This is a genomic window from Onishia taeanensis, from assembly GCF_013349955.1.
Classification (GTDB): Bacteria; Pseudomonadota; Gammaproteobacteria; order Pseudomonadales; family Halomonadaceae; genus Onishia; species Onishia taeanensis_B.
In genome coordinates this window covers 67383-92937 of sequence record NZ_JABVXC010000015.1, presented here as the reverse complement: position 1 = coordinate 92937, position 25555 = coordinate 67383, and the positions used below count along the sequence as shown (strand labels likewise).

Annotated in this window: 19 protein-coding genes; 8 read left to right on the top strand and 11 right to left on the bottom strand. The window is 63.1% G+C overall.

Translation table 11 applies throughout. The features are described 5' to 3' along the window. Position 1 precedes the first annotated feature (1 nt). A complete protein-coding gene (locus HUS66_RS15615) occupies positions 2-283 on the top strand; it encodes a hypothetical protein (protein WP_175072122.1) in 282 nt (93 codons plus the stop codon). 57 nt (positions 284-340) lie between these two features. On the opposite strand, the gene HUS66_RS15610 is transcribed toward HUS66_RS15615, so the two are convergent. Next, positions 341-709 (bottom strand): glutaredoxin family protein, encoded by a 369-nt coding sequence (locus tag HUS66_RS15610; protein WP_175072121.1) that lies wholly within the window; start codon positions 707-709, stop codon positions 341-343. Beyond that, a complete protein-coding gene (gene rlmKL, locus HUS66_RS15605) occupies positions 706-3030 on the bottom strand; it encodes a bifunctional 23S rRNA (guanine(2069)-N(7))-methyltransferase RlmK/23S rRNA (guanine(2445)-N(2))-methyltransferase RlmL (RefSeq protein ID WP_175072120.1) in 2325 nt (774 codons plus the stop codon). The genes HUS66_RS15610 and rlmKL overlap by 4 nt, the downstream gene beginning before the upstream one ends. Before the next feature lie 275 nt (positions 3031-3305). Here rlmKL and rmf point away from each other — a divergent pair, with 275 nt between their 5' ends. After that, on the top strand, positions 3306-3512 hold the full coding sequence (gene rmf / locus HUS66_RS15600; RefSeq protein WP_175072119.1) for a ribosome modulation factor: 207 nt from the start codon (positions 3306-3308) through the stop codon (positions 3510-3512). 172 nt (positions 3513-3684) lie between these two features. Here rmf and HUS66_RS15595 read toward each other — a convergent pair whose 3' ends face one another. Both HUS66_RS15595 and HUS66_RS15590 read right to left on the bottom strand, forming a co-directional pair. Next, positions 3685-4707, bottom strand: coding sequence for a quinone-dependent dihydroorotate dehydrogenase (locus tag HUS66_RS15595; RefSeq protein WP_175072118.1), 1023 nt, complete (start codon positions 4705-4707; stop codon positions 3685-3687). Between the two features lie 231 nt (positions 4708-4938). Next, positions 4939-5229, bottom strand: a complete 291-nt coding sequence (locus tag HUS66_RS15590; protein WP_175072117.1) for an encapsulin-associated ferritin-like protein — start codon at positions 5227-5229, stop codon at positions 4939-4941. 112 nt (positions 5230-5341) lie between these two features. On the opposite strand from HUS66_RS15590, the gene mgtE reads away from it, so the two are divergent. Then, on the top strand, positions 5342-6697 hold the full coding sequence (mgtE, locus tag HUS66_RS15585) for a magnesium transporter (protein WP_175072116.1): 1356 nt from the start codon (positions 5342-5344) through the stop codon (positions 6695-6697). A gap of 185 nt (positions 6698-6882) precedes the next feature. Here the strand turns inward: mgtE and HUS66_RS15580 are convergent, their stop codons facing one another. The 4 genes from HUS66_RS15580 to HUS66_RS15565 form a co-directional block, all read right to left on the bottom strand. Next, on the bottom strand, positions 6883-11724 hold the full coding sequence (locus tag HUS66_RS15580) for an NAD-glutamate dehydrogenase (protein ID WP_175072115.1): 4842 nt from the start codon (positions 11722-11724) through the stop codon (positions 6883-6885). A gap of 160 nt (positions 11725-11884) precedes the next feature. Further along, positions 11885-12991: a tRNA (uridine(54)-C5)-methyltransferase TrmA gene (gene trmA / locus HUS66_RS15575; RefSeq protein ID WP_175072114.1), complete on the bottom strand. Its 1107-nt coding sequence runs from the start codon at positions 12989-12991 to the stop codon at positions 11885-11887. Positions 12992-13007: 16 nt separating this feature from the next. Then, entirely contained in the window at positions 13008-13853 is an 846-nt protein-coding gene (murI, locus tag HUS66_RS15570) for a glutamate racemase (protein WP_175072113.1), read from the bottom strand. Positions 13854-14236: 383 nt separating this feature from the next. Beyond that, entirely contained in the window at positions 14237-14782 is a 546-nt protein-coding gene (locus HUS66_RS15565; RefSeq protein WP_175072133.1) for a hemerythrin domain-containing protein, read from the bottom strand. Between the two features lie 399 nt (positions 14783-15181). Here HUS66_RS15565 and HUS66_RS15560 point away from each other — a divergent pair, with 399 nt between their 5' ends. Next, positions 15182-16522: a replication-associated recombination protein A gene (locus HUS66_RS15560; RefSeq protein ID WP_175072112.1), complete on the top strand. Its 1341-nt coding sequence runs from the start codon at positions 15182-15184 to the stop codon at positions 16520-16522. 1 nt (position 16523) lies between these two features. Here the strand turns inward: HUS66_RS15560 and HUS66_RS15555 are convergent, their stop codons facing one another. Continuing rightward, the gene (locus tag HUS66_RS15555) at positions 16524-17906 is read right to left on the bottom strand and encodes a PLP-dependent aminotransferase family protein (protein WP_175072111.1); all 1383 of its coding nucleotides are present in this window, start codon (positions 17904-17906) and stop codon (positions 16524-16526) included. 126 nt (positions 17907-18032) lie between these two features. On the opposite strand from HUS66_RS15555, the gene HUS66_RS15550 reads away from it, so the two are divergent. Then, a complete protein-coding gene (locus tag HUS66_RS15550) occupies positions 18033-19187 on the top strand; it encodes an MFS transporter (RefSeq protein WP_175072110.1) in 1155 nt (384 codons plus the stop codon). 80 nt (positions 19188-19267) lie between these two features. Here HUS66_RS15550 and lolA read toward each other — a convergent pair whose 3' ends face one another. Next, positions 19268-19894: an outer membrane lipoprotein chaperone LolA gene (lolA, locus tag HUS66_RS15545; protein ID WP_175072109.1), complete on the bottom strand. Its 627-nt coding sequence runs from the start codon at positions 19892-19894 to the stop codon at positions 19268-19270. Positions 19895-20048: 154 nt separating this feature from the next. After that, positions 20049-23360, bottom strand: coding sequence for a DNA translocase FtsK (locus HUS66_RS15540; RefSeq protein WP_282847572.1), 3312 nt, complete (start codon positions 23358-23360; stop codon positions 20049-20051). 222 nt (positions 23361-23582) lie between these two features. Between HUS66_RS15540 and aat the strand changes: the two genes are divergently transcribed. The 3 genes from aat (at position 23583) to infA (ending at position 25449) form a co-directional block, all read left to right on the top strand. After that, on the top strand, positions 23583-24272 hold the full coding sequence (aat, locus tag HUS66_RS15535; RefSeq protein WP_175072108.1) for a leucyl/phenylalanyl-tRNA--protein transferase: 690 nt from the start codon (positions 23583-23585) through the stop codon (positions 24270-24272). 27 nt (positions 24273-24299) lie between these two features. Then, positions 24300-25040 carry an arginyltransferase gene (locus tag HUS66_RS15530; RefSeq protein ID WP_175072107.1) on the top strand — a complete coding sequence of 247 codons (741 nt, stop codon included), beginning with the start codon at positions 24300-24302 and terminating at the stop codon, positions 25038-25040. 190 nt (positions 25041-25230) lie between these two features. Continuing rightward, complete coding sequence (gene infA / locus HUS66_RS15525) at positions 25231-25449, top strand: translation initiation factor IF-1 (RefSeq protein ID WP_007111068.1); 219 nt, start codon at positions 25231-25233, stop codon at positions 25447-25449. The last annotated feature ends 106 nt before the right edge of the window (positions 25450-25555 follow it).

Here is a 25555-nt window from a genome sequence, read left to right as displayed (position 1 = left end):
CGTGATCGTTCGCTGGGAAAGTAACCACGACTATGTGCTGGTGCACGTGCATCAGGACATGTTCGGCGATTGGATCTTCAGCCGCGCCTGGGGACAGATCGGCACCCAGTTCGGCGGCCTGCAGCACCGGCTGGCGGACGACTATGCCCAGGCCATGCTGTGGCTCGAGGACGTCGCCACCATCCAGACCTCCCGGGGCTTCCACAAGGTGCTGGAAGCGCAGGATGATACCCCGGAAGGCCGCGACGCCGTGCAGCAGCTCTCGCTGCTCGATGCCCTCTAGGCACCCTCTAGCCCCCCTCTAGACGCCACACTTCAGTAGGTGAAACGCCGTTAGGCGCTACTCCTCACCCCACGAGCCGGAAAGATAGCGCCGGCCGTTATGCATCACCGCCCTGACCGATTCAGGATTAGCAGGGGGCATGATCTTCTGCGCCTTCTGCCAAGCCGCGCGATCGAGCCATCCCCGCGCCTCTAGCCAGGTGGCGAGCCGCGCGGGCTCGAAGCCCCGCTCAAGCTCGCTCCCCGCCGCATCCTCTAGCACCGGAATCCGCTCGCCGTAGCGCGCGAGCAGTGCCGCGTCATCGGCGATCTCGACACGGTGCAGCGCTGGCGCCTGCGGCCCCAACCATACCAGCCAAGCCTCCAGCTCTTCGCAGAGGTGGCACCCCAGGGTGGTATAGAGCGTCAGCGCCGCGGCGTCTTTCATCCCGCGTCCCGGTGACGAATCAGGAAGCAGTGGTGAAGGTCCGGGCGACGATTGAAATCCGGATCGAAGGTCTTCGCCGAGATGTCTTCCACCGCGAAGCGCTCGGCCAAAGACGCCTCGAGCACGAAACGGCGCTGGTTGTTGGAGAACACCAGGATGCCGCCAGGCGCCAGTCGCGCCATGGCCAGCTCGACGAGCCGGCCTTGATCGCGCTGGATATCGAGGGTCGCCTCCATCTTCTTCGAGTTCGAGAAGGTCGGCGGATCGAGAAAGATCAGGTCGAACTCGCTGCCGGCGGTCTCGAGCCAGCGCAGACAGTCGTCGCGCACTACCCGATGGCGGCTGGGATCCAGCCGGTTGAGGGCAAAGTTTTCCCGGGCCCACTCGAGATAGGTATTCGAGAGATCGACGCTGACGCTGTCGCTGGCACCGCCCTCGGCCTGGGTACCCAGTGCAGCCTGCACGGTCGCCGTGGCGGTATAGCAGAACAGGTTGAGGAAGCGCTTACCCGGCGCCATCTCGGCCAGCATACGGCGCACCGGCCGGTGGTCGAGGAAGAGCCCAGTGTCCAGATAGTCGCGCAGATTCACCCACAGCTGGGCGCGGCCCTCGCGGACCTGAAAGCGTTCGCCGCTGGCGGCGTGTTTCTGATACTGCGCCTTTCCGGACTGGCGTTCCCGCTGCTTGATGTAGACGTGCTCCGGCGAGACCTCGAGCACCTCGGGGATCACGCCCAGGGCGTCGAGCAGCCGACGCTGCGCCTGGTTGGCATTCACCGACTTGGGCGGCGCGTACTCCTGCACATGCACCCGATCGCCGTAGACATCGATCGCCAGCGCATACTCGGGCATGTCGGCGTCATACAGCCGATAGCAGGACTCACCGCTGCGCTTGAGCCAGGATTTGAGGCGCTTGCGATTCTTCAGCAAGCGGTTGGCGAACATCTGCGCCCCTTCCGAGCGCGCCGGGCGCTCGTCCGAATGAGTGTCCGCCTGCTTGGACGACTTAGCGGCTGGCTTCGTGGCTGGCTTGCCGGACGCATCGTCGGCATGTTCATCACCGGCTGACTGACCACCGACGGCACGGCGTTTGGCAGGCGCCGGCTGATCAGAGGGCGGCGCCGACGCCTGGCCCTGGTCCAGTTCGATCAGCAGCAGCTTGCAGTCCAGCGGACCGTTCTTGAAAGCATATTGCTTGCCGGCCCTGAGCCCGGTGCGGTGACCAAGCTCCGGGTTGCCGGTCAGCATCGCCAGACGCCAGCCGGGGAAATGCGCCTGGGCGCGGGCACCGAGCGCGGCATAGAGCGGCACCAGTTCCGGCAGCTCACCGATTCGCTCGCCATAAGGCGGGTTGGTGATCAGCAGGCCCAGCGCCTCGGCCGGCAGGTCCGCGGGGCGCACCAACTGCTTGACCGATGCGCCCTGGAAATCGATCAGCACCGGAATGCCGGCCCGCATGGCGTTGGCGCGGGCCGCCGAGATCGCCTGAGGGCTCTGGTCGCGACCATAGAGCTTGGCCTTGCAGCGCTTGCGGCCAAGGCTCGCCCGGGCCTCGGCCTCGCGCTTGAGTTCCTGCCACAGGGCGGCGTCATGCCCCGCCCAGCCGTGAAAGCCGAAGCGCTCGCGCAGTAAGTTAGGCGCCACGTCGGCGGCCATCAGGGCTCCTTCGATGACCAGTGTGCCCGAGCCACACAGCGGATCGATCAACGCTTCGCCGGCCTTGGCGCGGGCCGGCCAGTCGGCGCGTACCAGCAGCGCCGCGGCGAGATTTTCCTTGAGCGGCGCATGACCGAGCTCACGCCGGTAGCCGCGACGGTGCAGGCTATCACCGGACAGGTCGATGCCCAGAGTCAGGCGCCCCCGATGCAGGTGGGCATAAATACGCAGGTCCGGTTCCCGTGGGTCCACGCTTGGCCGTTCGCGACCGGCACTTCTCAGCGCATCGACGACCCCATCCTTGACCGTCTGGGCACCGAAACGGGTATGGCGGATGGCCTCGGACTGACCGTGAAAGTCCACCGCCAGCGTCTTGCCCGGCGCCAGGTGGCCGCGCCAATCGATGGTTTCGGCACAGGCTTTGAGCTGGTCCGGCGTCTCGATACCCTCTTCCCTCGACAGGCAGAGTACGATGCGATTGGCTAGGCGCGACCACAAACAAGCGCGATAGGCAGCCTCGAGAGACCCCGAAAGATGCACTCCGGCCACCGTCGTCTTCGTGACCGTCATCCCCAGACTGCCAAGCTCGTCGGCCAGCAAAAGCTCCATGCCTTTGGGGCAGGTGGCGAATAAGGTCAAAGTTTCAATAGCTTGCTGATCATTCATGAAAGAGCCACCTGGCGCGACGCGCCGTCATATTACTGAAATGCTATTTTGGTACTGCGCTTATTCCAAATCGCCTGTCGACATCGACTAGGCGGGTGCGCTAGTTGTAGAGGGGTAGCTACGCGGTACACATGTGTTATTTGGTCTAAGGACGCTATCGGCATCAGGCGCTGAGCCTCGGGATTGCGGTTAGCCTTGTGCAATCTGTGCTCGTCCCAGCCTATGCCCCATAAACACTGGTTTGCATAAAAACTGGTTCATCAAGAGGCCATCCGATGAAACGACAGAAACGTGATCGCTTCCAGCGCGCTTATGTTCACGGTTACAAGGCAGGGGTCAGTGGCCGTTCCCGTGATGAATGTCCCAGTCAGGAGGTCAATCTTCGCGAATACTGGATGAGCGGTTGGCGTGAAGGTCGAGGGGATCAATGGTCGGGCATGACAGGCGTGTCCGGCATTCACAAAAATCCCATGGTCATGTAATTCCCCATTTTCAACGCCCTAAGGCCCGTGAACACACGGGCCTTTTTATATTGAGCCCTACCTGATCGTTAGCCCTGCCTTGTATTCAGCGCTCTCCTATTTTCAGCCCTAGCGGGATCCCGCGACTTATTGCCGCCTCCCACCATATCGTCATCGGGTCTGGCATTACCCGTCAGTCGGCGGCAAGCTTCAATGCCCGGGCGCATTCGCCCACCAGGGGCGGGCCACGGTAGATGAAGCCTGAATAGAGCTGCACCAGATCTGCACCGGCCCGACGCTTGGCCACTGCCGCCTCGCCGCTGTCGATACCGCCAACGCCGATAATCGGCATGTCCGGCAGCCGGCGCCGCAGTTCACGAATCACCCGATTCGACGATTCGAAGACCGGACGACCGGAAAGCCCCCCCGCCTCATCGGCGTGAGCCTGGCCGGTCACGGCATCGCGCGCCACCGTGGTGTTGGTGGCGATGACCCCATCGATGCCGTTGGCAACCAGCGCTTCGGCCACCAGGCCGACCTCCTCGTCGTTCATGTCCGGCGCGATCTTTACCGCCAGAGGCACGCGCCGACCGCTGTCATGATCGAGTCGCAGGCTTTTCTCGCGCAGCGCGCCGAGCAGCCCATCCAGGTGTTCGCCGAACTGAAGATTGCGAAGCCCTGGCGTGTTGGGCGAGGAAATATTGACCGTGATGTAGTCGGCATGGGCATGCACCCGCTCGAGGCAGAACAGATAGTCGTCGACGGCCTGCTCCACCGGGGTGGTCAGATTCTTGCCGATGTTGATACCGATCACACCGTCATAGCGGCTCTTCTTGACCCGTGCAATCAGGTGGTCGACGCCTGAATTGTTGAAGCCCATGCGGTTGATGATCGCCCCGCTCTCGGGCAGGCGGAACAGACGTGGCTTGGGGTTGCCCGGCTGCGGCTTGGGAGTGACGGTGCCGACCTCGACGAAGCCGAAGCCTAGGGTGCCAAGGGCATCCAGGTGATCGGCATTCTTGTCGAGCCCCGCGGCAAGCCCGACGCGATTGGGGAAGCGCAGTCCCATTAGCTCGATGGGATCGTCGACCCGCGCGCCGCCGCCCAACTGGCCGGAAAGACCCAGGCGATGCGCCATGTCAAGCGCTATCAGCGTCACGCCGTGGGCAGTCTCAGGATCAAGACGGAAGAGGATCGAGCGGGCGGCGGCGTACATGGCACTCCCTAAACTGGTAGACACGGGCGAAGCAACACAAAAGAGCGAACAACCTCGGGCAACATCGCCGATAGCGACATGGCAGATAGCAGCATTCTAGATAGCAATATCGCGTGCGGAGGAAAAAGCGGCAGAGATTATAGCGCATCGGCCCCATCAACGACGAACCCCGCGCGAGGCGGGGCCGACGTTGATGGGAAAAATCAGGGAAAAGCGCGCAGCCTGTGTGGCTCAGTGATCGATTTCACCGTCGGTAAACAGGAATTCCCGCAGGTGCCCATCCAGCGTCTTATCCTGGCGGCGCAGCCATTCCAGGGTCATGGCCGCATGCTCTTTTTCCTCATCCCTATTATGAATCAGTATCTTACGTAACTCTGGATCCTGACAGGCATCGACGCGCTGGTTGTACCAGTCGACGGCCTCCAGTTCCTCCATCAGCGAAACGATGGCTCGGTGATAATCGCGGGTAGCGGCGCTAAGTTCTTCCACCGGCTCGTGATAGCTGTCACTGCTGCCTGCCATGGGCCTCTCCTTTTGTGGTCTACTGTGCGTATCCAACGTTAGGCCAAAGCGGAGCCGCTGTCAGCTTTCACCGTCAACGCGGCCAAGTCCCGCTTCATCTCAGGGAGATACTATGACCGACACCACCGACACCCTGGAAGGCCGGCTATCGCGCATTCATGAAGCCCTGGTCGATGATGACTTCGCGGTCATCGACGAAGTGCTCGATGATCTCGAACCGGCCGAGATCGCCCTGCTGCTCGAATCCTTGCCTCTGGCAGCGCGTACTCGGCTCTGGGAGCGGGTTCCCCAGGACGTAGACGGCGAAGTTCTGCTGCATGTCCATGATGAGGTTCGCAGCACCCTGATCGAGGACATGGACGATCACGAGATCGTCGCCGCCACCTTGAACATGGACACCAGCGATCTGGCCGAACTCTTCGAGGACCTGCCTCAACAGGTCGCCGAGGATATGCTGCGCTCAATGGACGAGCTGCAGCGCACGCGGCTCAAGGAGGCGCTGGCCTTCGAGGATGACTCTGCCGGCCGTCTGATGCGCACCGACACCGTCAGCGTGCGTGCCGACGTGACGCTCGAAACCGTGCAGCGTTTCCTGCGCTGGAAGAATCAATCCATCCCCGACAATACCGATGCGCTGATGGTGGTCGACCGCGACGGCATCTTCCTGGGCGTGCTGCCCCTGGCTCGGCTGGTGTCGCAGTCATCGGAGCTTGCCGTGGCCGATGTGCTGGAAAGCGACATCGACACTGTCTCGGTGACCATGAAGTCATGGGACGTGGCCACGCTATTCCAGACTCACGACCTGGTGTCAGCGCCGGTGGTCGACGAGAGCGGCCTGCTGCTGGGGCGCATCGTCATCGAGGACATCGTCGACGTCATCCGCGAGGGCTCGGATCAAGCGTTGATGAACATGGCCGGTCTCGACGAGGAAGAGGACCTGTTTGCCCCCATCGTGCCCAGCGCCAAGCGCCGGGCGGTGTGGCTCGGCATCAACCTGATGACGGCCTTCCTGGCCGCCTGGGTGATCGGCCGCTTCGAAGCAGCACTCGACCAGATCGTCGCTCTGGCAGTGCTGATGCCCATCGTCGCCAGCATGGGCGGCATCGCTGGCAGCCAGACCCTGACCCTGGCAATTCGCGGCCTGGCGCTGGGTCAGATCAGCCGCACCAACAGCAACTGGCTGATGCGCAAGGAAATCGGCATCTCGTTGATCAACGGCGTGCTGTGGGCACTGGTGGTCGCCGTGATCGCCACCCTGTGGTTTCAGGATATACGCATTGGCGGCATCATCGCCGTCGCCCTGGTCATTAACATGCTCGCCGCAGGCATCGCCGGCATCGCCATTCCCCTGGGCCTCAAGCGGCTAGGCATCGACCCGGCGTTGTCGGGTTCGGTGGTGTTGACCACCGTTACCGACGTGATCGGCTTCATGGCCTTCCTGGGGCTGGCAACGGTCTTTCTGCTATAAGCCGCTAGGCAACGCCTAGACGCCCGTCCCGTCTAAAAGCGGGGCGCGCCCATGGCAAATCGGTTTCTCGCCTGTAGCGCGACCCGGCGTGACGTTTCCCTCTGTTCGTTTCCCACAATTCGTTTCCCACAACGCAAACGACCCCGCCATTGGCGGGGTCGTTGCGTGTGGCGCTTAGGATGGCGTCAGGCTTCGGCGTTGCCTTCGGCCAGGTCCACCAGCTCACGGATGGCGACCGCAAACAGCGGGAAGCCGCCCTGAGACCCGGAGTGCACTTCGACCAACAGCTTGCACCAGCGCTGGTACATGGCCGAGTGGTTCTCGAACCACTGCTCGACGCGCTGCTCGACTTCGCGCGGCCCGCTCTCCATGCGCAGTACGCCGACGGTCAGCGCCAGCTGCTGACGATCCAGGTCATCGCGGAAGGTCTCGCGGGCCTGTGCCTGCCAGCTGTCGCGTACCTCGAGGGCGTTGATCTGCTCGGTCATCCACGGCAGTTCCAGACGATGGCCAACTTCGTAGAAGACCTCGGCAACGCGCTGGATCTTTTCGTTGGTCTGCTTGGCGGCCTCGATGATGCCAAGCCCCGCATAGAGGCTACCGGTAGCCGCCACGACGTTGGCGAGACTTTCCGGCACACCGGCCGCCGTCAGCTCGTCACGACGCGCGGCCCAGGCCTCGCGCTCGTCACCCCGCAGACGCTTGCCGATACTCTCCTGCAGCTGGGTCAGTCGCGGCGAGAAGTGGGCGATGCAGTCCTTGGCGGTCATGCCGGTACGCTGACGCAGGAACCAGCGGGTGGCACGACGCATCAGGCGCATCAGGTCCAGCATCATGCGGTACTGCACCTGGCTGGGCACCTGGTTATCCAGCGCCTCGACCTGCTGCCAGAGAGCATCCAGATTGAAGCTGTCACGGGCCACGATATAGGCCCGCGCGATCTCGGCCCGGCTGGCACCGGTGGTATCGATCAGGCGGCGCGCGAAGACCACACCCATGTGATCGACCAGGTCGTTGGCGATCTGGGTGGCGACGATTTCGCGCTTCAGACGGTGCTCGTACATCTCATCGTAGAAGCGCTCCACCAGTACGCTGGGGAAGACTCGCTCCAGGTGCTGCTGGATGTAAGGGTCATCCGGTACGTCGGAGGCGATCAGGTCCCCCTTGAGCACGCTCTTGGCATAGGAGATCAGCACCGAGAGTTCCGGCAGCGTCATGCCCTGGTTGGCATTGGCACGCTCCAGCATCTCTTCGTCGCTGGGCAGGAACTCGAGTTCGCGGTCTAGCTGCCCGGCCGCCGCCAGCTCGTTGACGAAGCGACGATAGGGCCCCAGGCCCTCCTGGGAGAGGATCTCGGACAGCGACAGCGCCTGGGTCTGACGGTAGTTGTCGCGGATCACCAGCTCGGAGACCTCATCGGTCATGCTCGCCAGCAGCTGGTTGCGCTGCTTGTCGGTCATGTCACCACGCTTGACGATATCGTCGAGCAGGATCTTGATGTTGACCTCGTGGTCCGAACAGTTGACGCCGCCGGCGTTGTCGATGAAGTCGGTGTTGACCCGCACGCCCTTGTGCGCGGCTTCCATACGGCCCCGCTGTGTCAGGCCCAGGTTGCCGCCCTCGCCGACCACGCGGCAGTTGAGCTCGTTGCCGTTTACGCGCAGCGCATCGTTGGCCTTGTCGCCCACATCGGCATCGGTCTCGGTCTCGGCCTTGACGTAGGTACCGATACCGCCGTTCCAGATCAGGTCGACCTGAGACCTGAGCATGGCGCGGATCAGGTCATTGGGTGGCAGCTTGTCTTCGCTGATGCCAAAGGCTTTCTTCATCGCCGCCGAAATCGGGATCGATTTGGCGCTGCGCTTGAAGATGCCGCCGCCCTCGGAAATCAACGAAGCGTCATAGTCTTCCCAGCTGGAGCGCGGAAGAGCGAAGAGACGCTGGCGTTCGGCGAAGGAAGCCGCCACATCCGGCGTCGGATCGACAAAAATGTGCAGGTGGTTGAAGGCACCCAGCAGGCGAATCTTGTCGGACAGCAGCATGCCGTTACCGAAGACGTCGCCGGCCATGTCGCCGATGCCGACCACGCTGAACTCGTCGGCCTGGGTGTTCACGCCCTGCTCGCGGAAGTGGCGCTTGACCGACTCCCAGGCGCCCTTGGCGGTAATGCCCATCTTCTTGTGGTCGTAGCCGTTAGCACCGCCGGATGCGAAGGCATCACGCAGCCAGTGGCCATATTCCAGCGAGATTTCGTTGGCAATGTCGGAGAAGGTAGCGGTGCCTTTATCGGCCGCGACCACCAGGTAGGGGTCGTCGGCGTCGTGACGCACCACCTTGACCGGCGGCACGACCTCGCCGGCTTCCAGGTTGTCGGTGACATCGAGCAGGGCGCGAATGAAGGTCTTGTAGCAGGCGATACCTTCCTGCTGGATGGCATCGCGATCGCCGCCTTCCGGCAAGCGCTTGCAGACGAAACCGCCCTTGGCGCCGACCGGCACGATGACCGCGTTCTTGACCTGCTGAGCCTTGACCAGGCCGAGCACCTCGGTGCGGAAGTCTTCGCGACGATCCGACCAGCGCAGGCCGCCACGGGCTACCTTGCCACCACGCAGGTGAACGCCCTCGACCCGCGGCGCATAGACGAAGATCTCGAACATCGGCCGCGGCTTGGGCATGCCGGTGATCTGGGACGGATCGAGTTTGAAGGACAGGTAGTCCTTGGGCTCGCCATTCTCGTCCGGCTGATAATAGTTGGTCCGCAGGGTCGACTGGATCAGCTCGATGTAGCGGCGCACCAGCAGGTCATCGTTGAGACTGGAGACATCATCGAGCAGCGCCATCAGGCGTGACTGACAGGCTTCGGCCTCGGCGGCACGATCGCCTTCCTGCTCAGGATCGAAGCGCAACTCGAACAGGGCCACCAGCTCGCGGGTGATCTCCGGGTGGCTCGCCAGGGTAGTGGCGATATAGAGCTGAGACAGTCCAAAACGAATCTGCTTCAGGTAACGGCCATAGGCCCGCAGCATGGCGACTTCACGCCAGCTCAGGTTGGCGCCGATCACCAGGCGGTTGAAGGGATCGTTCTCGGCCTGGCCCTGCCAGATGCGCTGGAAGGCATCGGTGAAGGGCTCGCGCATCTCCTGCAGATTAACGATTTCGCTGCCGTGATGCTCCAGATGGAAGTCGTGAATCCAGTAACTGCCATCCCGGGCCGTAATCTCGTAGGGGCGCTCACCGATCACGCGCAGGCCCAGATTCTCCATCACCGGCAGCACATCGGACAGCGGGATCGGGCGGTCCTTGTGGAAGAGCTTCAGGTTGACGCCGTCGACGTTTTCCTCGACCAGGCGATAGAGCGACAGCGACAGCGGTGCGCCCTGCTCGACTTCGACGCAGTGATGAATGTCGTAGACGGCGGAGCGGGCACTGAAGTCCTCACGGTAGCCGGCCGGGAAGGCATCGCGATAGATATCCAGCAGCCGATTGGCCTGCTCTTCGCCGAAGCCTTCCACCATGGCGCTGTGCAGGTCATCGCGCCAACTGGTGGCCAGGGCGCTGACCTTGTGCTCCAGGCGTTCGAGGTCGTAGTCCACCGGGGCGTCGCCGTTGAAGCGCAGGATCAGTTGAATGCGCGCCAGCACCGACTCGGAAAGATAGGTATTGAAGTCACCGAAGCTGGCATCGAGCTCTTCGCAGAGCAGGTTCTGGATGCGCACGCGAAGGTCGGTTGAGAAGACATCGCGTGGCACGAACACCAGGCAGGAATAGAACTTACCGAAACGGTCTTCGCGCACGAACAGACGCACCCGGCGACGCTCGCGAATATTGAGAATCCCCACCGCAGTGCGGGTCAGTTCCTCGTTGCTGATCTGGAAAAGATCATCACGCGGATAGACGTTGAGAATCTGGCGCAGCTGATGGCCATCGTGGCCGTCAGGATCGACGGCGGCGGATTCCATGACCGCATTGATCTTGCGGCGCAGTACGGGGATGTGACGCGGCGAGTCGTTGTAGACGGTGGCAGCGAACAGGCCCAGGAAGCGGCGCTCACCGATCACATTGCCTTTCTCGTCATAGCGATCGATGGAGATATAGTCCGGGTAGGTCGGACGGTGCACCCGAGCGTGGTAGGCGCTCTTGGCAAAAGACAGCAGTTCCGGCACCAGCACATAGTGATCGCCGTCGACGCCCTGATCGTTACGGATCCGCTCCTGATAGCGTGTTTCATCGAGCTTGAACACGCCAAGCTCACTGCCCTTGCGCTTCTTGAGCTGATCCTGCCCCTTGACCTGAACGACGTCGTAATCGTCATAGCCAAGGAAAGTGAAGTTGTCCTCGAGCATCCACTGCAGGAAGGCAATCGCTTCCTTGTGGTCAACCGCTGCGACACCTTCCGGCTTGGCGGCCTTGAGCTCGGCCAGGGAGGCCTTGACTTGGTCACGCATCGGCTCGAAGTCGGCAACTGCGGTGCGCACGTCCGACAACACTTCATGGAGGCTATTTTCAATCTCGGCCAGCAACTCGGGATCCGAATGACGGTCGACCTCGATGACGATCAGCGACTCACGCCCCTTCGGCGCATCCTTGGCATTGGTAGCCGTCATGTACTCGAGCTGATGCTTGGCGTCGCGCTTGGTGGCCAGCACCGCATTATAGATGGAGTGCACGGTGATGCCGCGACGGTTGAGCTCGATGCGCACCGAGTCGACCAGAAACGGCATGTCGCGCCCCACCACCTCGACCTGGGTATGGGTCGACTGCCAGCCATGCCCCTCGAAGTCTGGGTTGAAGACCCGCACGATGGGCTCGTCGGGATCCAGTTGCTGCATGAGATGCCAGGCGGAGAGCACGGCCCCGTATAGATCTTCGAGACGGCGCTCGGCCAAGTCGGCAAAGGGGGCATTGGCGAAGAATACTTGGGCGAAGGAGGCGATCGCCTTCACCTTGTCCTCGTCCAGACGGTGCGCCAGCTGTTCCTTGAGCTGGGCCAGCAATTCCTGCTTGTCATCGATCGCGACGTGTTGCATCAATCACCTCGGCTGACACCGACCCTCCTGGGTCGGCGGGAAATTCGTAGACACGTCCATGACGGTCATGGAGACCTTAAGGATACGTGAGACCCATCACGGGCCCCACTGAATTAACCCTTTGTCATGGAGCATGTCAGTTACGCATCGGTCCTTGACTTCATACCCGGCGCTCGAGCAGCACCCCACACTCACAATGGTGCGTCCAGGGGAACTGATCGAACAGCGCGAAACGCGTGATGTCATGGGTCTGAGTCAGGCGCGCCAGGTTGTCCACCAGCGTATCAGGATTGCATGAAATGTAGATGATACGCTCATAACCGCTGAGCTGATCGCAGCTCTCGTCATCGAGCCCAGCCCGGGGCGGGTCGACCAGCACGGTAGAGAAATCGTAGTCGGCAAGCCCCATCTCGGCCACCCGGCGGCCGCCCTTCTCGCCTTTCAGAGCCAGGGAGAACTCCTCGGCGGACATCCGCGACACATGGACATTATCGACGCCGTTAGCGGTGAGGTTGGCCTTAGCCGATGCCACTGAGGTACGCGAGATTTCGGTCGCCAACACGCGGCGAAAGTTCTTGGCCAGCGCCACTGTGAAGTTGCCGTTACCACAGTAGAGCTCGACCAAGTCACGCTCCTCGCTGTGGCGCGTCGCGTCCAACGCCCAACCAAGCATCGACTGGCAGATCGCGGCATTGGGTTGGGTGAAGCTGTTCTCGACCTGCTGATAGTGAAGCTCGCGCCCCTCGACGGCGAGGCGCTCCCAGACATGGTTGCGTGTGAGTACCAGGCGTTGCTTGCGAGAGCGGCCGATGATCATCACCCCGAGACGTTGCTCCAACGCCCGGGCAGCGGATTCCCAATCCTCGCCGAGGGGGCGATGATAGATCAGGGTGATCAGCGCCTCACCGGATAGGGTGGTGAGAAAATCGACCTGAAACAGCTTGCGGCCGAGCACCTGATCCTCGCGCACCGCCTCGAGCAGCAGTGGCATCAGCTCATTGATCCGCTCGCTGGCTACCGGGAACTGGTCGACCCGAACCGGGCGTTTCTTGTCCGGGCGCTCCGGATCAGGCTCGAACATGGCATAGAAGAGCTCGTCGCCCTCACGCCAGATGCGAAACTCGCAGCGCATGCGGTAATGGCTCGCCGGCGAGGCAAAGACCTCGAGCTCAGGCGTCGCCAGGTGCGAGAACTGGGTGATGATGCGCTCGCGTTTGGCCTCGAGCTGCTCGCCATAGCGGGCGGGGTCGACAACGGGTACGGCCACAGAGTCTCCTTGTGAATCAGTCAGTCGGTCTATCAAATGCGCAAACGGCGTGGCAGGCCTCGAAAGCCGTCGTCGCCACCATGAGCCTTCGCGGGGCAGCAAAACCATAGCCGGCCAATACCGAGGCGAGAGAAGCACTCGACGCGGTCACCCAAGCGCCGCCGGGGCCCCCACCGCCGGAACCTTCTGCTCGCGGCAACGGTGCTACCACCTGTGACACGCGACGGGCGATGGCATCTCCCGAATCGATCCAGTTGATCGGACGCGGTGCGGCTGCGGTAAGCGCTCGCGTCAGCAACGGAAAGTGCGTGCAGCCCAGCACCACGGTATCAAGTGCCGGATCCTCCCACAGCGGCGCCAGGCAATCGGCGATCACGCGATCATCCAGCGTCTCACCGGCCAACTGACGCTCGGCTTGCCCGACCAGCGGGTCGGCGGCCAGTCGCATCACCTGGCAGTGCCCCGCGAAGTCCTCGATCAGCTGGCGCGTATAAGGTCGATGCACCGTCGCCGAGGTCGCAAGCAGTGCCAGATGGCCGCTGCGACTGGCCGCGGCTGCCGGCTTGATGGCCGGCACGGTGCCGATCACCGGAATCGCCAATCTATTGCGCAGCGCCTCGAGCGCCAGGGTACTCGCGGTATTGCAGGCCACCACCAGGGCACTGGCTTGACTCGCCTCCACGGCCGCCTGGCAGACCGTTACGATTCGCTCCACCAACCAGTCATCGGGCTTGGTGCCGTAGGGCAGCATGGCGTTATCGCAGGCATAGCAAAGCACCACATCGGGCAGGCGATGGCGAATGGCAGCGACCACCGAAAGGCCGCCAACACCCGAATCGAAGATCAGAATAGGACCGCTCATCCGTAACGGTCCTGAATCGACTGCATGGACTAGGTCTCCTTGGCGTGATGAGGCCCCCACCCCGAGGCCCTTAGACGAGGATTGTTCAAACACCTTTCCCTTCAGCGACCCGTCTCGATGTGACCAGACCCGCTGAAGATGGCACGGCGGGTCATGGCCGCCGCAAAGTGAGGCATTCTACCCCAGTCGCCGGCCAGGGGCCGAGCCCATCGAGCCGAATGGCGCCGCCGATACGACACCGCCCGGCCAAATGGCCGGGCGGAAAGTGGGATAGGCGAGGTTGGCCTGTGACAGCCGCCACCTTCGACGATTCTAGCTCGGCAAGCCTGTTTCAAGCCTTCCTCGAAGGTCTCTCGTTAAACGGCTGTCAGGAAAGGAGTCCATCAAACCATCGGGTCCGGCGCCGCGCAAAGCTCGGCATAAAGTTCCGGGTAGGCTTCCTGAAGGCTTTCAAGCTTGGCTGCTGCACCCTCGGGCAAGGATTCGGCGAGAACTTTCATGGCATCGTCATCGAAATGTTCACGAATCAACGGGAAGAGTTCTTCGCGTTCGTCGCGCAAGTAGGCGCGGTGTGCCTCGAGATAGGCGCCAAGGTCATCTGCGAAGCGGTCCATGGGAATTGCCACGTCCATCAGCACCATATCCAGATCGTGAGACAGGCGCATCAGGCGTTCGTGAAGGGCATGGTAGTTATCGGCCAAACGCTCGCTGAGTCCCTCGGCTTCGGGTGCCTTATCCATCAACTCCTGACCGAAGACCCTCTCCAGCGGCACGGTAAAACCGTCCATATAGTCGAGGATATAATCGACGACTTCGCGCACTAGTTGAAAATCTGGCCGCTCCCCCTCCGCCAGCGTCTTGTGTTTGAGCTGCAACACGTGCAGTAGCCGTGCCATGTTGGCATGGTCCAGGCGCAGTTGATTCAGCATCGGCATGACGGGACCTCCTGTGCTGTCCGGGGCGAACGTCTGTATGGTCATTGGATTCTCCGAGCGACTCCGGGTTCGATAATCTTTCAGCGCAAGCATCTATGACCGCTAATGTCTCACTCAACGATCTGGACAACCAGCATGAAAGCAGATGCCGTCCTCACATGATGCCATGGCGCCATAGTCGTGACGGGCGCTATTCAATAGTGACCCGATACTGGTCCCCCCGTTTGGATACGCCTAACAGGGTACACCTATGGTGACCCATCTGCTGCCAGCCTAGAATATCTAACCCTAGCGCCTCCTTCACCGATATGCCTAGCGCTAGAAACCATATGCATATAAATAATAGCGCTAAAAGCGACGCTGAACTCTCCTCGTCACAGGACACCGCTTATCATGGATCTTTTCAGCCAGCAGCATGCCCAGGAGCACGCGCCCCTGGCCTACCGGATGCGGCCCCGCCAGTTGAGCGACTATATCGGCCAGCAGGCACTGGTCGGCCTCGGCAAGCCGCTGCGCCGCATGGTCGAAACCGCCACCGTGCGTTCGATGATCCTGTGGGGACCGCCGGGGGTCGGCAAAACGACTCTGGCTGAGATTCTGGCCAATGAATCCGGCGCCGAGCTCGAGCACATGTCGGCGGTGATGGCGGGGGTCAAGGATATCCGCGCCGCCGTGGAGCGGGCAGGCGTTGCCCAGGGACAGAACCGCCCCACGCTGCTGTTTCTGGACGAGATCCACCGCCTTAACAAGAGCCAGCAGGATGCCCTGTTGCCGCATGTCGAGTCGGGCCTTTTGACGCTGATCGGCGCTACCACCGAGAACCCGTCCTTCGAGGTCAACTCGGCATTGCTCTCCCGGGCCCGGGTCTATGTACTCAAGGCGCTCGATGAAGAGGAGCTGCTTGCGGTGCTTCGCCAGGCATTGGAGGATCGCGGACGAGGCCTTGGCGCGCGACGCATCCAGGCAGAAGACGAGGTGCTCAAGCTACTGGCCCATGCGGCCGGTGGCGATGCCCGCCGGGCACTGGGACTTCTGGAAACCGCCTGCGACTTCACCCTTCCTGACGGCGACGGCGAGCGGCTCGAAAAAGACGGCCTGGCCGAGGTCCTTGGCCATCAGGCCAGCGCCTTCGACAAGCAGGGTGACCACTTCTACGACCTGCTCTCGGCCATCCACAAGTCGATCCGCTCTTCCCGCGTCGATGCAGCGCTGCTCTACATCGCCCAGTTCACCCAGGGCGGCGGCGACCCACTGGATGTGATCCGGCGATTGACGGCCATTGCCTCTGAAGACGTCGGCAATGCCGACCCAAGGGCGCTGCCGCTGGTCATGGCGGCCTGGGATGCCTACCTGCGCCTGGGCGATTACGAAGGCCAGCGTGCCATCGCGCAAGCCGCCATTCACCTTGCCATTGCCCCCAAGAGCAATGCCATCGACCAGGCCTGGAAGAAGGCCAAGGCCTTTGCCGCCGAACACCCAACTCTCGAGGTGCCGAGCTATCTGCGCAATGCTCCTACCAAGCTGATGGAGTCGCTGGGCCACGGTCAGGGCTATCGCTATGCCCATAACGAAGCCAACGGCTATCCGGCCGGTTCGTCACATGACTGCTGGCCGGAGGGCGCGCCGCGCACCCGCCTCTACGCCCCCAGCGAGTACGGCCAGGAGAAGCGCTTCAAGCAGATGCTCGACTGGCGCGCCGAGCTCGACGCACAGGCCGATCAGGAGCAGGGCTGAGTCAGCGCGGATCGGCGAGCAAGGCCCGCGCTCTGGCATCGTCAACGTAGGCGACATTGAGGCGAATCCAGGACGTGTCGCTGGCCTCGGGCAGGAAGACGTCGCCGGGCGACAGCCTGATACCCCGCTTCGCCGCAGTGGCTACCAGTGCACGAGACGAGGCGAACGCCGGGTGACGTGCCCACAGGAACATGCCGCCCTGGGGCGTTGCGAACGTCTCCCAGCCGCCCTCGCGAACCAACGCCAAAGCGGTATCCATACGCCACGCCAGGCGCGGCCGCAGCCGCTCCACCAGCCGGCGATAGCCGCCGTTGTGCAACAGGGTCGCCACCACCTGTTCGGCGAAGGGCGAGGTGGCAATGGTGCTGAGCATCTTGACGTCGACCAGCGTCCTGACCCATGCCGGCGGCGCGGCAACGAAACCGACCCGCAGCGAGCAGGATAAGGTCTTGGAGAAGCTTCCCACATAGAGCACCCGCCGCAGGCCATCCATAGCGGCCAGTCGCGGCGTGGGCGTTACCTGGAAGTCGGCATAGATATCGTCCTCGACGATCCAAAGATCGTGCCGCTCGGCCAGCGCCAGCACTCGCCGAGCGACCGCCTCGGTCAGGGTGGTGCCCGTGGGGTTATGCAATGCGCTGTGGCAGAAGAACAGCCGCGGAGCATGGCGTTCTATCAGCGCCTGGAGACATTCAGGGTCGGGACCATCTTCGTTCCGGGGGACGCCGATGACGTTGACGCGATGCAGGTGCAGCAACCCTAGCAGGTTGTAGTAGCCCGGGGATTCGACCAGCACGGTATCGCCCGGGCGCAGCAGCCCGCGCACAATGGCATCAAGCGCCTGGCTGCCACCCGCAGTGGTCAGCAGCTGGTTGGCATCGGCCCGGATGGATAGCCCCCGCAGCCGTTCCTGCACCAGTGCGCGCAGCTCAGGTGAGCCCAGTGGCGTACCGTAATCAAAAAGCCCCTTCATCGATTGCCGCGTCACCCGACGCAGGGCGTGGCCGAAGGCTTCCTCATCGCGCCAGGCGGTGGGCAGCCAGCCACAGCCCAGGCGCAGATGCTCGCCTTCTGGCTGGAACTGCTGCCACATCTCATCGGATACGTCAGCCATGCCCGCCCGGGCCTCACGCTCCGCCACCTCGCGGGCGCCCTCGGCCACATAGAAGCCTGCACCGGGGCGCGCGACGAGAAACCCCAATGCAACAAGGCGCTCATAGGCCTCGATGACCATATTACGGCCGACCCCCTGATTCACCGCGAGGCGGCGAATCGACGGCAGGCGCTCACCCGACACCGCATGCTTTTCGATCCAGCCTCGAAGGCCGTCCGTTAGCTGCTCGACCCGCGGCCGAGCGTCTCGCGGATCGATCATCCTGCGCATGAGAGCCCTCCGATGCCCATCAGCGTCATGTTCCTACCGTTACCGCGAAACCCATCGCCAGTGTACCTTATAGCGTGGCGAGCACGGTGAGAGGCTGAGGGCTCACCCATCCGCTCAAGGACTCCCATGTCGACGCTTCCGGGACTGCGACTGGCCGCCGCCCTCTGCCTGATCACTACCGCCGTCAATCTCCAGGCTCCCTACTACGACGCCCTGGCCACCCACGATGGGCTTGGCGCAACCGCCACCGGCGTCGCCTTCGCCTGCTATGTGCTCGGCATTCTGCCGGTGCTACTGCTCGGCGGCGGCCTGCCGGAGCGATTCGGTCGACGCGCCCTGATCGCCGTCGCACTGGCCCTGTGTATCGCCGCCACCCTGTTGACGCTGATCGCTCCCGGCATAACCACCTTGGGCCTGGCCCGGCTGCTGATGGGCATAGCCACCGCACTGACGGCGGCCTCGGCGCCCGGCTTCATGCAGGCGCTGATACCTCCCGGCGACAGTCGCAGGGCCACGGTCTGGGTGACCGCCAGCACCTCGCTGGGCTTCGGCCTGGGCGCCGCCCTGACCAGCCTCTGCCTGCTGCGCGAGCCCAGCCTGACGCCGCCCAGCCTGTGGGGCTATCTGATCGCGGCCTCGCTGGCTCTGGCCGGCCTTTGGCGCCTCAATGACGACACCCGCAAAACCTCCGAGGCGGTGCGAATACGCTTGCCGGCCTATCCGGACGGCTCCGCCGCCTTCGGTGCGGCGATCCTGCTAGCCTGGGCCACCGTCGGGCTGGTGATCGCGCTGTTGCCCGGCGTGCTGGAGCGGCACGCTCTCTCGGCCTGGTCCGGCTTCGTGACGCTCGGCATCTGCAGCGGCGGTGTCCTCTTTCAGCCCCTCGCCCGCCTCCTGGCACCAGCGACCTCGGTCCGCCTGGGCCTGACCATTCTGCCGCCAACCTATGCGCTGATCGCCTGGGGCGCCCTCGAAGGCAATCTACTTGCCGTGCTGCTGGGGGCGCTGGGCGCCAGCAGCGCTTGCTACGGGTTCATCTATCTAGGTGGCCTGAGCGGCGTACTCGAGACCGCCGACGACCGCCCCGACCGCGCCAGCGCCGGCTTCTTCCTGATGGCCTACATAGGCTTCAGCGTGCCGGTCGTCATTACCGGCGGCTTGATGGAGCGCCTCGGTCAAGAAGGCGCCCTGTCCACCTTCGGTCTGGCGCTGTTCGTCGGCTGCCTGCTGGTGGCCATCCGGCTTTGGCGACAGGCGACCGGCACCCAAGAGCCAACCTGACCCCCGCCCTAAACGACATCGCCCCCGGAGCAGGCACTCCGGGGGCAATATGGTCGGCGGCATTCGCTGTTCGTCGGCGCTTACTGCGTCTCGCGAATCACATCGACGCCATCGGGAATCTCGAAGGTGAAGAGCGAATCATCGATGGGGGCATTCTGCTCGACGTTATCGAAGGCGATCGCGGTGCGCTGACCGGTGCTGTCGGTCATCTGCAGCATGCCGAGTTTCTCGGCGTAGAAGGTCAGCTGAAGCTCTTCGAAGAGCGTATCGGGGCTGCGTGGGTCCAGGGTGAAGGTTTCCGCGGTGCCCTGCTGGCGACGTTCGACGTCATAGTTCTTGGTGAGCTCATCGGCGCTGCCCGAGAGCAACAGGGCCGGGGTATGGGTAACCCGGGTATCCAGCGGCTGCACGGTGACCTGCTCCAGGTCCGGGTCATGCAGATAGATATCTTCACCGTCCGAGACCACCACTTGGCGGTAGGGTGACTCGACCTCCCAGTGGAAGCGGCCGGGACGCGATAGCCACATGCGGCCACTGGCTTGCTGCAGGCGCTGGCCGCTGCCGTCGAGGATCTGCTGCTCAAAATCGGCCCGATAGGTATCAATCGGCTCCAGCAGTTGCGTCAAGCGCTCGGCGCCTTCATCGGCCAATGCCGTAAGCGGCATCATCAGGGCGAAGCCGAAGGTAGCTAGGCGTGTCGGTGTCATGGCGTCTCCTTGGCCGGCAATCGCCGGCAAATGTATCCCGTCTCCGCGTGCATCCAGCGAGGGTGCACTACTGAGACCGGTGACGCCTTGCCGGGTTGCCCCGACAAGGCGTCTTGCTTGTTTGCTGCACGGTTGGCCGAATCACGATAAGGCGTCAGTTGCCCACCGGCGGCGGCGCCAGCACTTCACGGGAGCCGTTGGTGCCCATGGTCGATACCACACCTGCGCCCTCCATGGTCTCTACCAGGCGCGCCGCACGGTTATAGCCGATCTTGAAGCGGCGCTGCACGGCCGAGATCGAGGCGCGGCGGGACTCGGTGACGAACATCACCGCCTCGTCGTAAAGAGCATCCTGCTCGGCGTCATCATCGCCGCTGCCACCATCGCCCTCGAGGCCGGTCAGGGCGTCTGCCGATACGCCGCCGGAGAGAATTTCGTCGATGTACTCGGGCTCGCCGCGCCGTTTCCAATCCTCGGCTACTCGGTGTACCTCGTCGTCGTCGACGAAGGCGCCGTGCACGCGCATCGGTAGGCCTGCGCCGGCGGGCAGGTAGAGCATGTCGCCGTGGCCAAGCAGGTTTTCGGCCCCCCCCTGGTCGAGGATGGTCCGCGAGTCGATCCGCGAGGACACCTGGAAAGCCATGCGGGTCGGAATATTGGCCTTGATCAGGCCGGTCACCACATCCACCGAAGGACGCTGGGTGGCGAGAATCAGATGGATGCCGGCGGCACGTGCCTTCTGGGCCAGCCGCGCGATCAGCTCCTCGACCTTCTTGCCGACGATCATGAACATGTCGGCAAATTCGTCGATGACCACCACGATGTAGGGCAGCTTCTCGAGCACCGGCGGCGATTCATGCATCTGCCAGGGCTGCGGCTCCCATAGCGGGTCGGCGACCTGAGCGCCGGCCCGTTCGGCCTCATCGAGCTTGGCGTTGAAGCCGGCGATATTGCGCACCCCCATGGCCGCCATCAGTTTGTAGCGGCGTTCCATTTCGGCCACGCACCAGCGTAAGGCGTTGGCGGCCTCCTTCATGTCGGTGACCACCGGCGCCAGTAGATGCGGGATGCCGTCATAGACCGACAGCTCCAGCATCTTGGGGTCGACCATGATCATGCGCACTTCATCGGGCGTGGCCTTGAGCAGCATCGAGATCAGCATGGCGTTGACGCCCACCGACTTGCCCGAGCCGGTGGTACCGGCCACCAGCAGGTGCGGCATCTTGCCAAGATTGGCCACTACCGGTGCCCCGCCAATGTCCTGACCCAAGGCCATGGTCAACGGCGAATTGGCGTCCTGGTAGCTGTCGGAGTCGATGACCTCGCGCAGGCGGATCATGGCCCGGTGCGGGTTGGGAATCTCGATGCCTACGGTGGGACGCCCAGGGATGATCTCGACCACCCGCACGCTCTTGACCATCAGCGAGCGCGCCAGGTCCTTGGCCAGATTGCTGATCTTGGAGACTTTCACCCCGGCGGCAGGCTTGATCTCGAAGCGCGTGATGACAGGCCCCGGCCAGGTGTGCACCACCTCAGCCTTGACGCCATACTCTCGCAAACGGACCTCGAGCAGCTCGGCCATCTCGGCAAGCTGCTCCTCGGTGTAGTTGGGCTGATGGGCTTCGGCCGGTGTCAGCAGCCGAAGCGAGGGCAGTTCCCCATCGATATCCGGTAGGTCATCCATTGACGAGCGCTGGTTCTGCAGGTGCTCGACGGTCCAAAGCGCGGGCTCGTCGGGATGATCCGCCGCCGCGCGGGCCTGCTCGGCGCTAGCGATACGAGGCTCGGCGGCAGAACCTGGCGATTGACTGGCGCTATCTCGAGCAAGGCTTTCTTGGCCAGACTTCGACTGCACGGAGCTTTCTTGAGCCGACTCTGCTTGTCTCGCCTGCTCGTGCGCCGTCTCGTCTCGTTGCTCCAGGGGCGAGCTAGAAGGCGATGTGACAGACGCCGCAGGCTGCCCAACTGGAGGCGGCACGGGAGCGGGGGATGACGCCACTTCGGGAGCCTCACTGCGGCGCTCACTCTCGTCCCTACTCACTTCCTCATGCTCGCTGTTGCTCTCTACCGGACGCTCTTTACCCCTGTGAGGCGGTTTGTCATCGTCCCAGTCTGCATCCTGCCAGCTGATCATCGGCTCACGGCGGGCATGACGAGCCACGGACTGCGGCGAAGACCCTGAAGACGCCATGGCCGGCGTGGGGCGTTCATCCTGATCCGCTGCCTCATCAACGGGCCTAGACACTGCCGGCGTTTCTGAAACTGGCTCCGACGGCGCCTCTGAAACCGGTTCTGATGCCCGTGTTTGAGCCGGCTCAGGCGGCGTTTCCGAGGTCTGGGCAGGCATATCGCGTTCGGCCCGCAACGACATGCCGGTCCAGGGCGGCTCGTCGTCTTCCGGCAACACCGGCTCGGGAATCGTCTCTGCCCGCAGCGGGGGCGCCTTCATGGCCTCGGGGGCGGGCCTGGGATCAGTAGGATTAGCCTCGGCGGGCGTAGCCTCCGGTGATGCCTTCTCATGGGCACCCTTCGGGGCCAGCTGCTCACTGTAAGCGGCACCTGGCTGTTTGGCCGAAGGCGTGCGCTCGGGCACCTCCCAGGGAATATCGGTGCCCTGATCAGGATTCCACTGCGGCTCGCGAAGCCCAGCTTCCTCGGCCGGCATTGCGTCGTCGCTATAACGACGGCTCCAGGGCCACAGCCGCTGCCACCAGCTAGGCCCCGGTGATGCCTCATGGTCTTCGTCGCTGACTTCCACGGGCTCAGGCTCGACAGCCGCCTGCTGGGCGTCGACTTCTTCGCGCGCACGCAGCGACCGATCACGGCACCAGCCAATCACGCGCTGCACCAGATGGCCGGACTCGTCCATCACCCGTAACCAGGAGATCCCGGAGAAAGGCGGGAAACCGCACAGCAGCGCGACCAGTGACAGCAGTGTGGTGCCGTGGCTACCGACCAGCGGCGTCAGGCTGCGCACCATCTCTTCGCCGACGATACCGCCAGCGGCATAGGGCAAGCCGCTTTCGGGATTGAAGAAGTGCAGCGCCCCGAGAGTGGTGGTGCCCAACATCAGCAGGAAGAGTCCGCCGGTTCGCACGGCAAGCCCCAGCGTATCCCACTGCAGGTGCACCTGACGCACCCGGCTCATCCGCCAGCCGGCAAAGCCCAGCATGCCCGGCCACCACAGAGCACTGGCGCCGAACAACGAATACAGCACGTCGGCAAGCCAGGCACCTACCGGGCCCATCCAGTTGTTCACCGTCACATCCGGACCGCTGTGTGACCAGCCAGGGTCCGAGGCCTGATAGCTGAACATTGCCAGCAGCAGGAAAACGCAGGCCGCCAGCAGCAGAATTACCACGCCCTCGCGGGCAGCTCCTTGCAGTCGCACCCCGAAGCGGCGCGCCCTCTCCTTGGCGCCGGCCGCCGCCTCGCGGCGGCTACTCGCCTTGTTCTTGACACTCAAGTCGCCATTCCCCTTGCGCCGTCTGTGGCGTCTTCGTGTGTCCTACATCGACCAGCATGATACCGAGCCTTGGGGCCAGGGCACAGGGGCCATGCCACTCTTCCCCCATCACCGCATGACACCGGCCAATCAGGGCCACTCCACGCTTGAGGCGGACTGCGAAGCCCGTCACACTGGGCTTTACACCTCTTCTCCCCGCTAACCAACGAACCCGCTTCTGCCATGCTGCCCTGGTTGCCCACTTCTCCCGTGCAATTCCCGCCGCTCCATCAGGCACTCGACGAGCCGAATGGCCTGCTAGCGGCGGGTGGCGAGCTGACGCCCGACTGGCTGATCGCGGCCTACCGGCGCGGCATCTTCCCCTGGTTCAGCGAACATCAGCCGATCCTGTGGTGGAGCCCCAGCCCGCGTATGGTGCTGTTCCCAGGCGATATTCGCATTCGCCGCAGCCTGGCCAAGCGATTGCGCAACGCGGGCTTCAAGGTGACCTGGAACACGGCGTTTCCGGCCGTCATCGAGGCCTGCGCCGCCACCCGATCGGCTGATGAGGGCACCTGGATCAGCGATGACATGCGTGAGGCCTATGTCGCTCTGCATTCGCTGGGCTATGCACAGTCGATCGAGGTCTGGCGCGACGACTGCCTAGTCGGCGGTCTCTACGGTATCGGCATGGGCCGGGTATTTTTCGGTGAGTCGATGTTCAGCCGTGTGCCGGATGCCTCCAAGGTTGCCCTGGTCCACCTGGCCCGTCACCTGCAGGCACTGGGGGGTGGCCTGATCGACTGTCAGATGCACACCTCGCATCTTGCCAGCATGGGCGCCCGTGAGATCGCTCGCCAGGCGTTCATCAACTATCTTGATCTATACATTCAGGGGCAAACTGACATCGCGCCGCGAGGCCCCCGAGGATGACACCATTGGCGAAGGGGGCCGTTGAACGTGAGTAGTCGCGCGCCACAACACCCGGTTCGAGACCTGCGCTTCTTCCTGACGGTTCCCCATGCTTGCAGCTACCTGGAGGAGCATGAGGCGACCACCCTCTTTCTGGATCCCCAGGAATCTCCCGGTCAGAGTGTTTACGACGCCCTGACGCTGCTCGGTTTCCGCCGCAGCGGCAGGCATCTCTATCGGCCTCATTGCGAAGGCTGTCGCGCCTGTGTATCGGTACGCATTCCGGTCGCCGAGTTCGCTCCCAGCCGCAGCCAACGCAAGATCATCAACCGCAATGCCGATCTAACCATGCAGGAGCGTAGCGCCAGCTACGACCCGGAGCACTATGAGCTCTATGCCCGCTACGTACGCACCCGCCATGCCGATGGCGACATGTTCCCGCCGAGTCACGATCAGTACCGCACTTTCCTGACGCTGGACCATGCCTATGCGCGCCTGCTGGAGTTTCGCCTCGACGGCCGACTGGTGGCCGTCACCGCCATCGACCGGTTAGGGCATGGCCTGTCGGCAATCTATACCTTCTTCGACCCTTCCCCAACCCTCGATCGCCGCTCGCTTGGCACCTTTGCGGTGCTGAGCCTGATCGAATGCGCCCGCGCCGAAGGCCTACCCCACGTTTACCTGGGCTATTGGATTCGGGAATGCAGGAAAATGGACTACAAGCGCTACTTTCAGCCGCTGGAATACCTTGATGGCAGCCACTGGCGACGCTCGATTCCGACGATATGATGCCTCACCCTTCGCCGTTGCCACTAGCATGTTTTGCCTTGACGTCCGGCATACGGCACAATACCGCGCTATATTGATGATCGGTGACAGACGTTGCCGTCCCAGTCCCGGCCGTTCCGGCCGCGATGCTACCGGCACTGTCATCGTCGACACATCGCTTTGCAAAAAACCATCATGAGGAAATGCCTATATGGCTCGTGAAGACCATATCGAAATGGAAGGCGTCATCGTCGATACGCTGCCCAATACCATGTTCCGCGTCGAGCTGGAGAACGGTCACGTAGTCACCGCCCATATCTCGGGCAAGATGCGCAAGAACTACATCCGTATTCTTACCGGCGACAAGGTCAAGGTCGAGCTGACTCCCTACGACCTGTCCAAGGGCCGCATCGTCTACCGCTCGCGTTAAGCATCCCGGGCACGCTCGGACGCCTTTCGCCAACCGACCGGCCCAAAAAGACGCCCCGTCAATGGACAGGGCGCCGGTCGGTGGTGGTTATGTCAGCGGTGGCTAT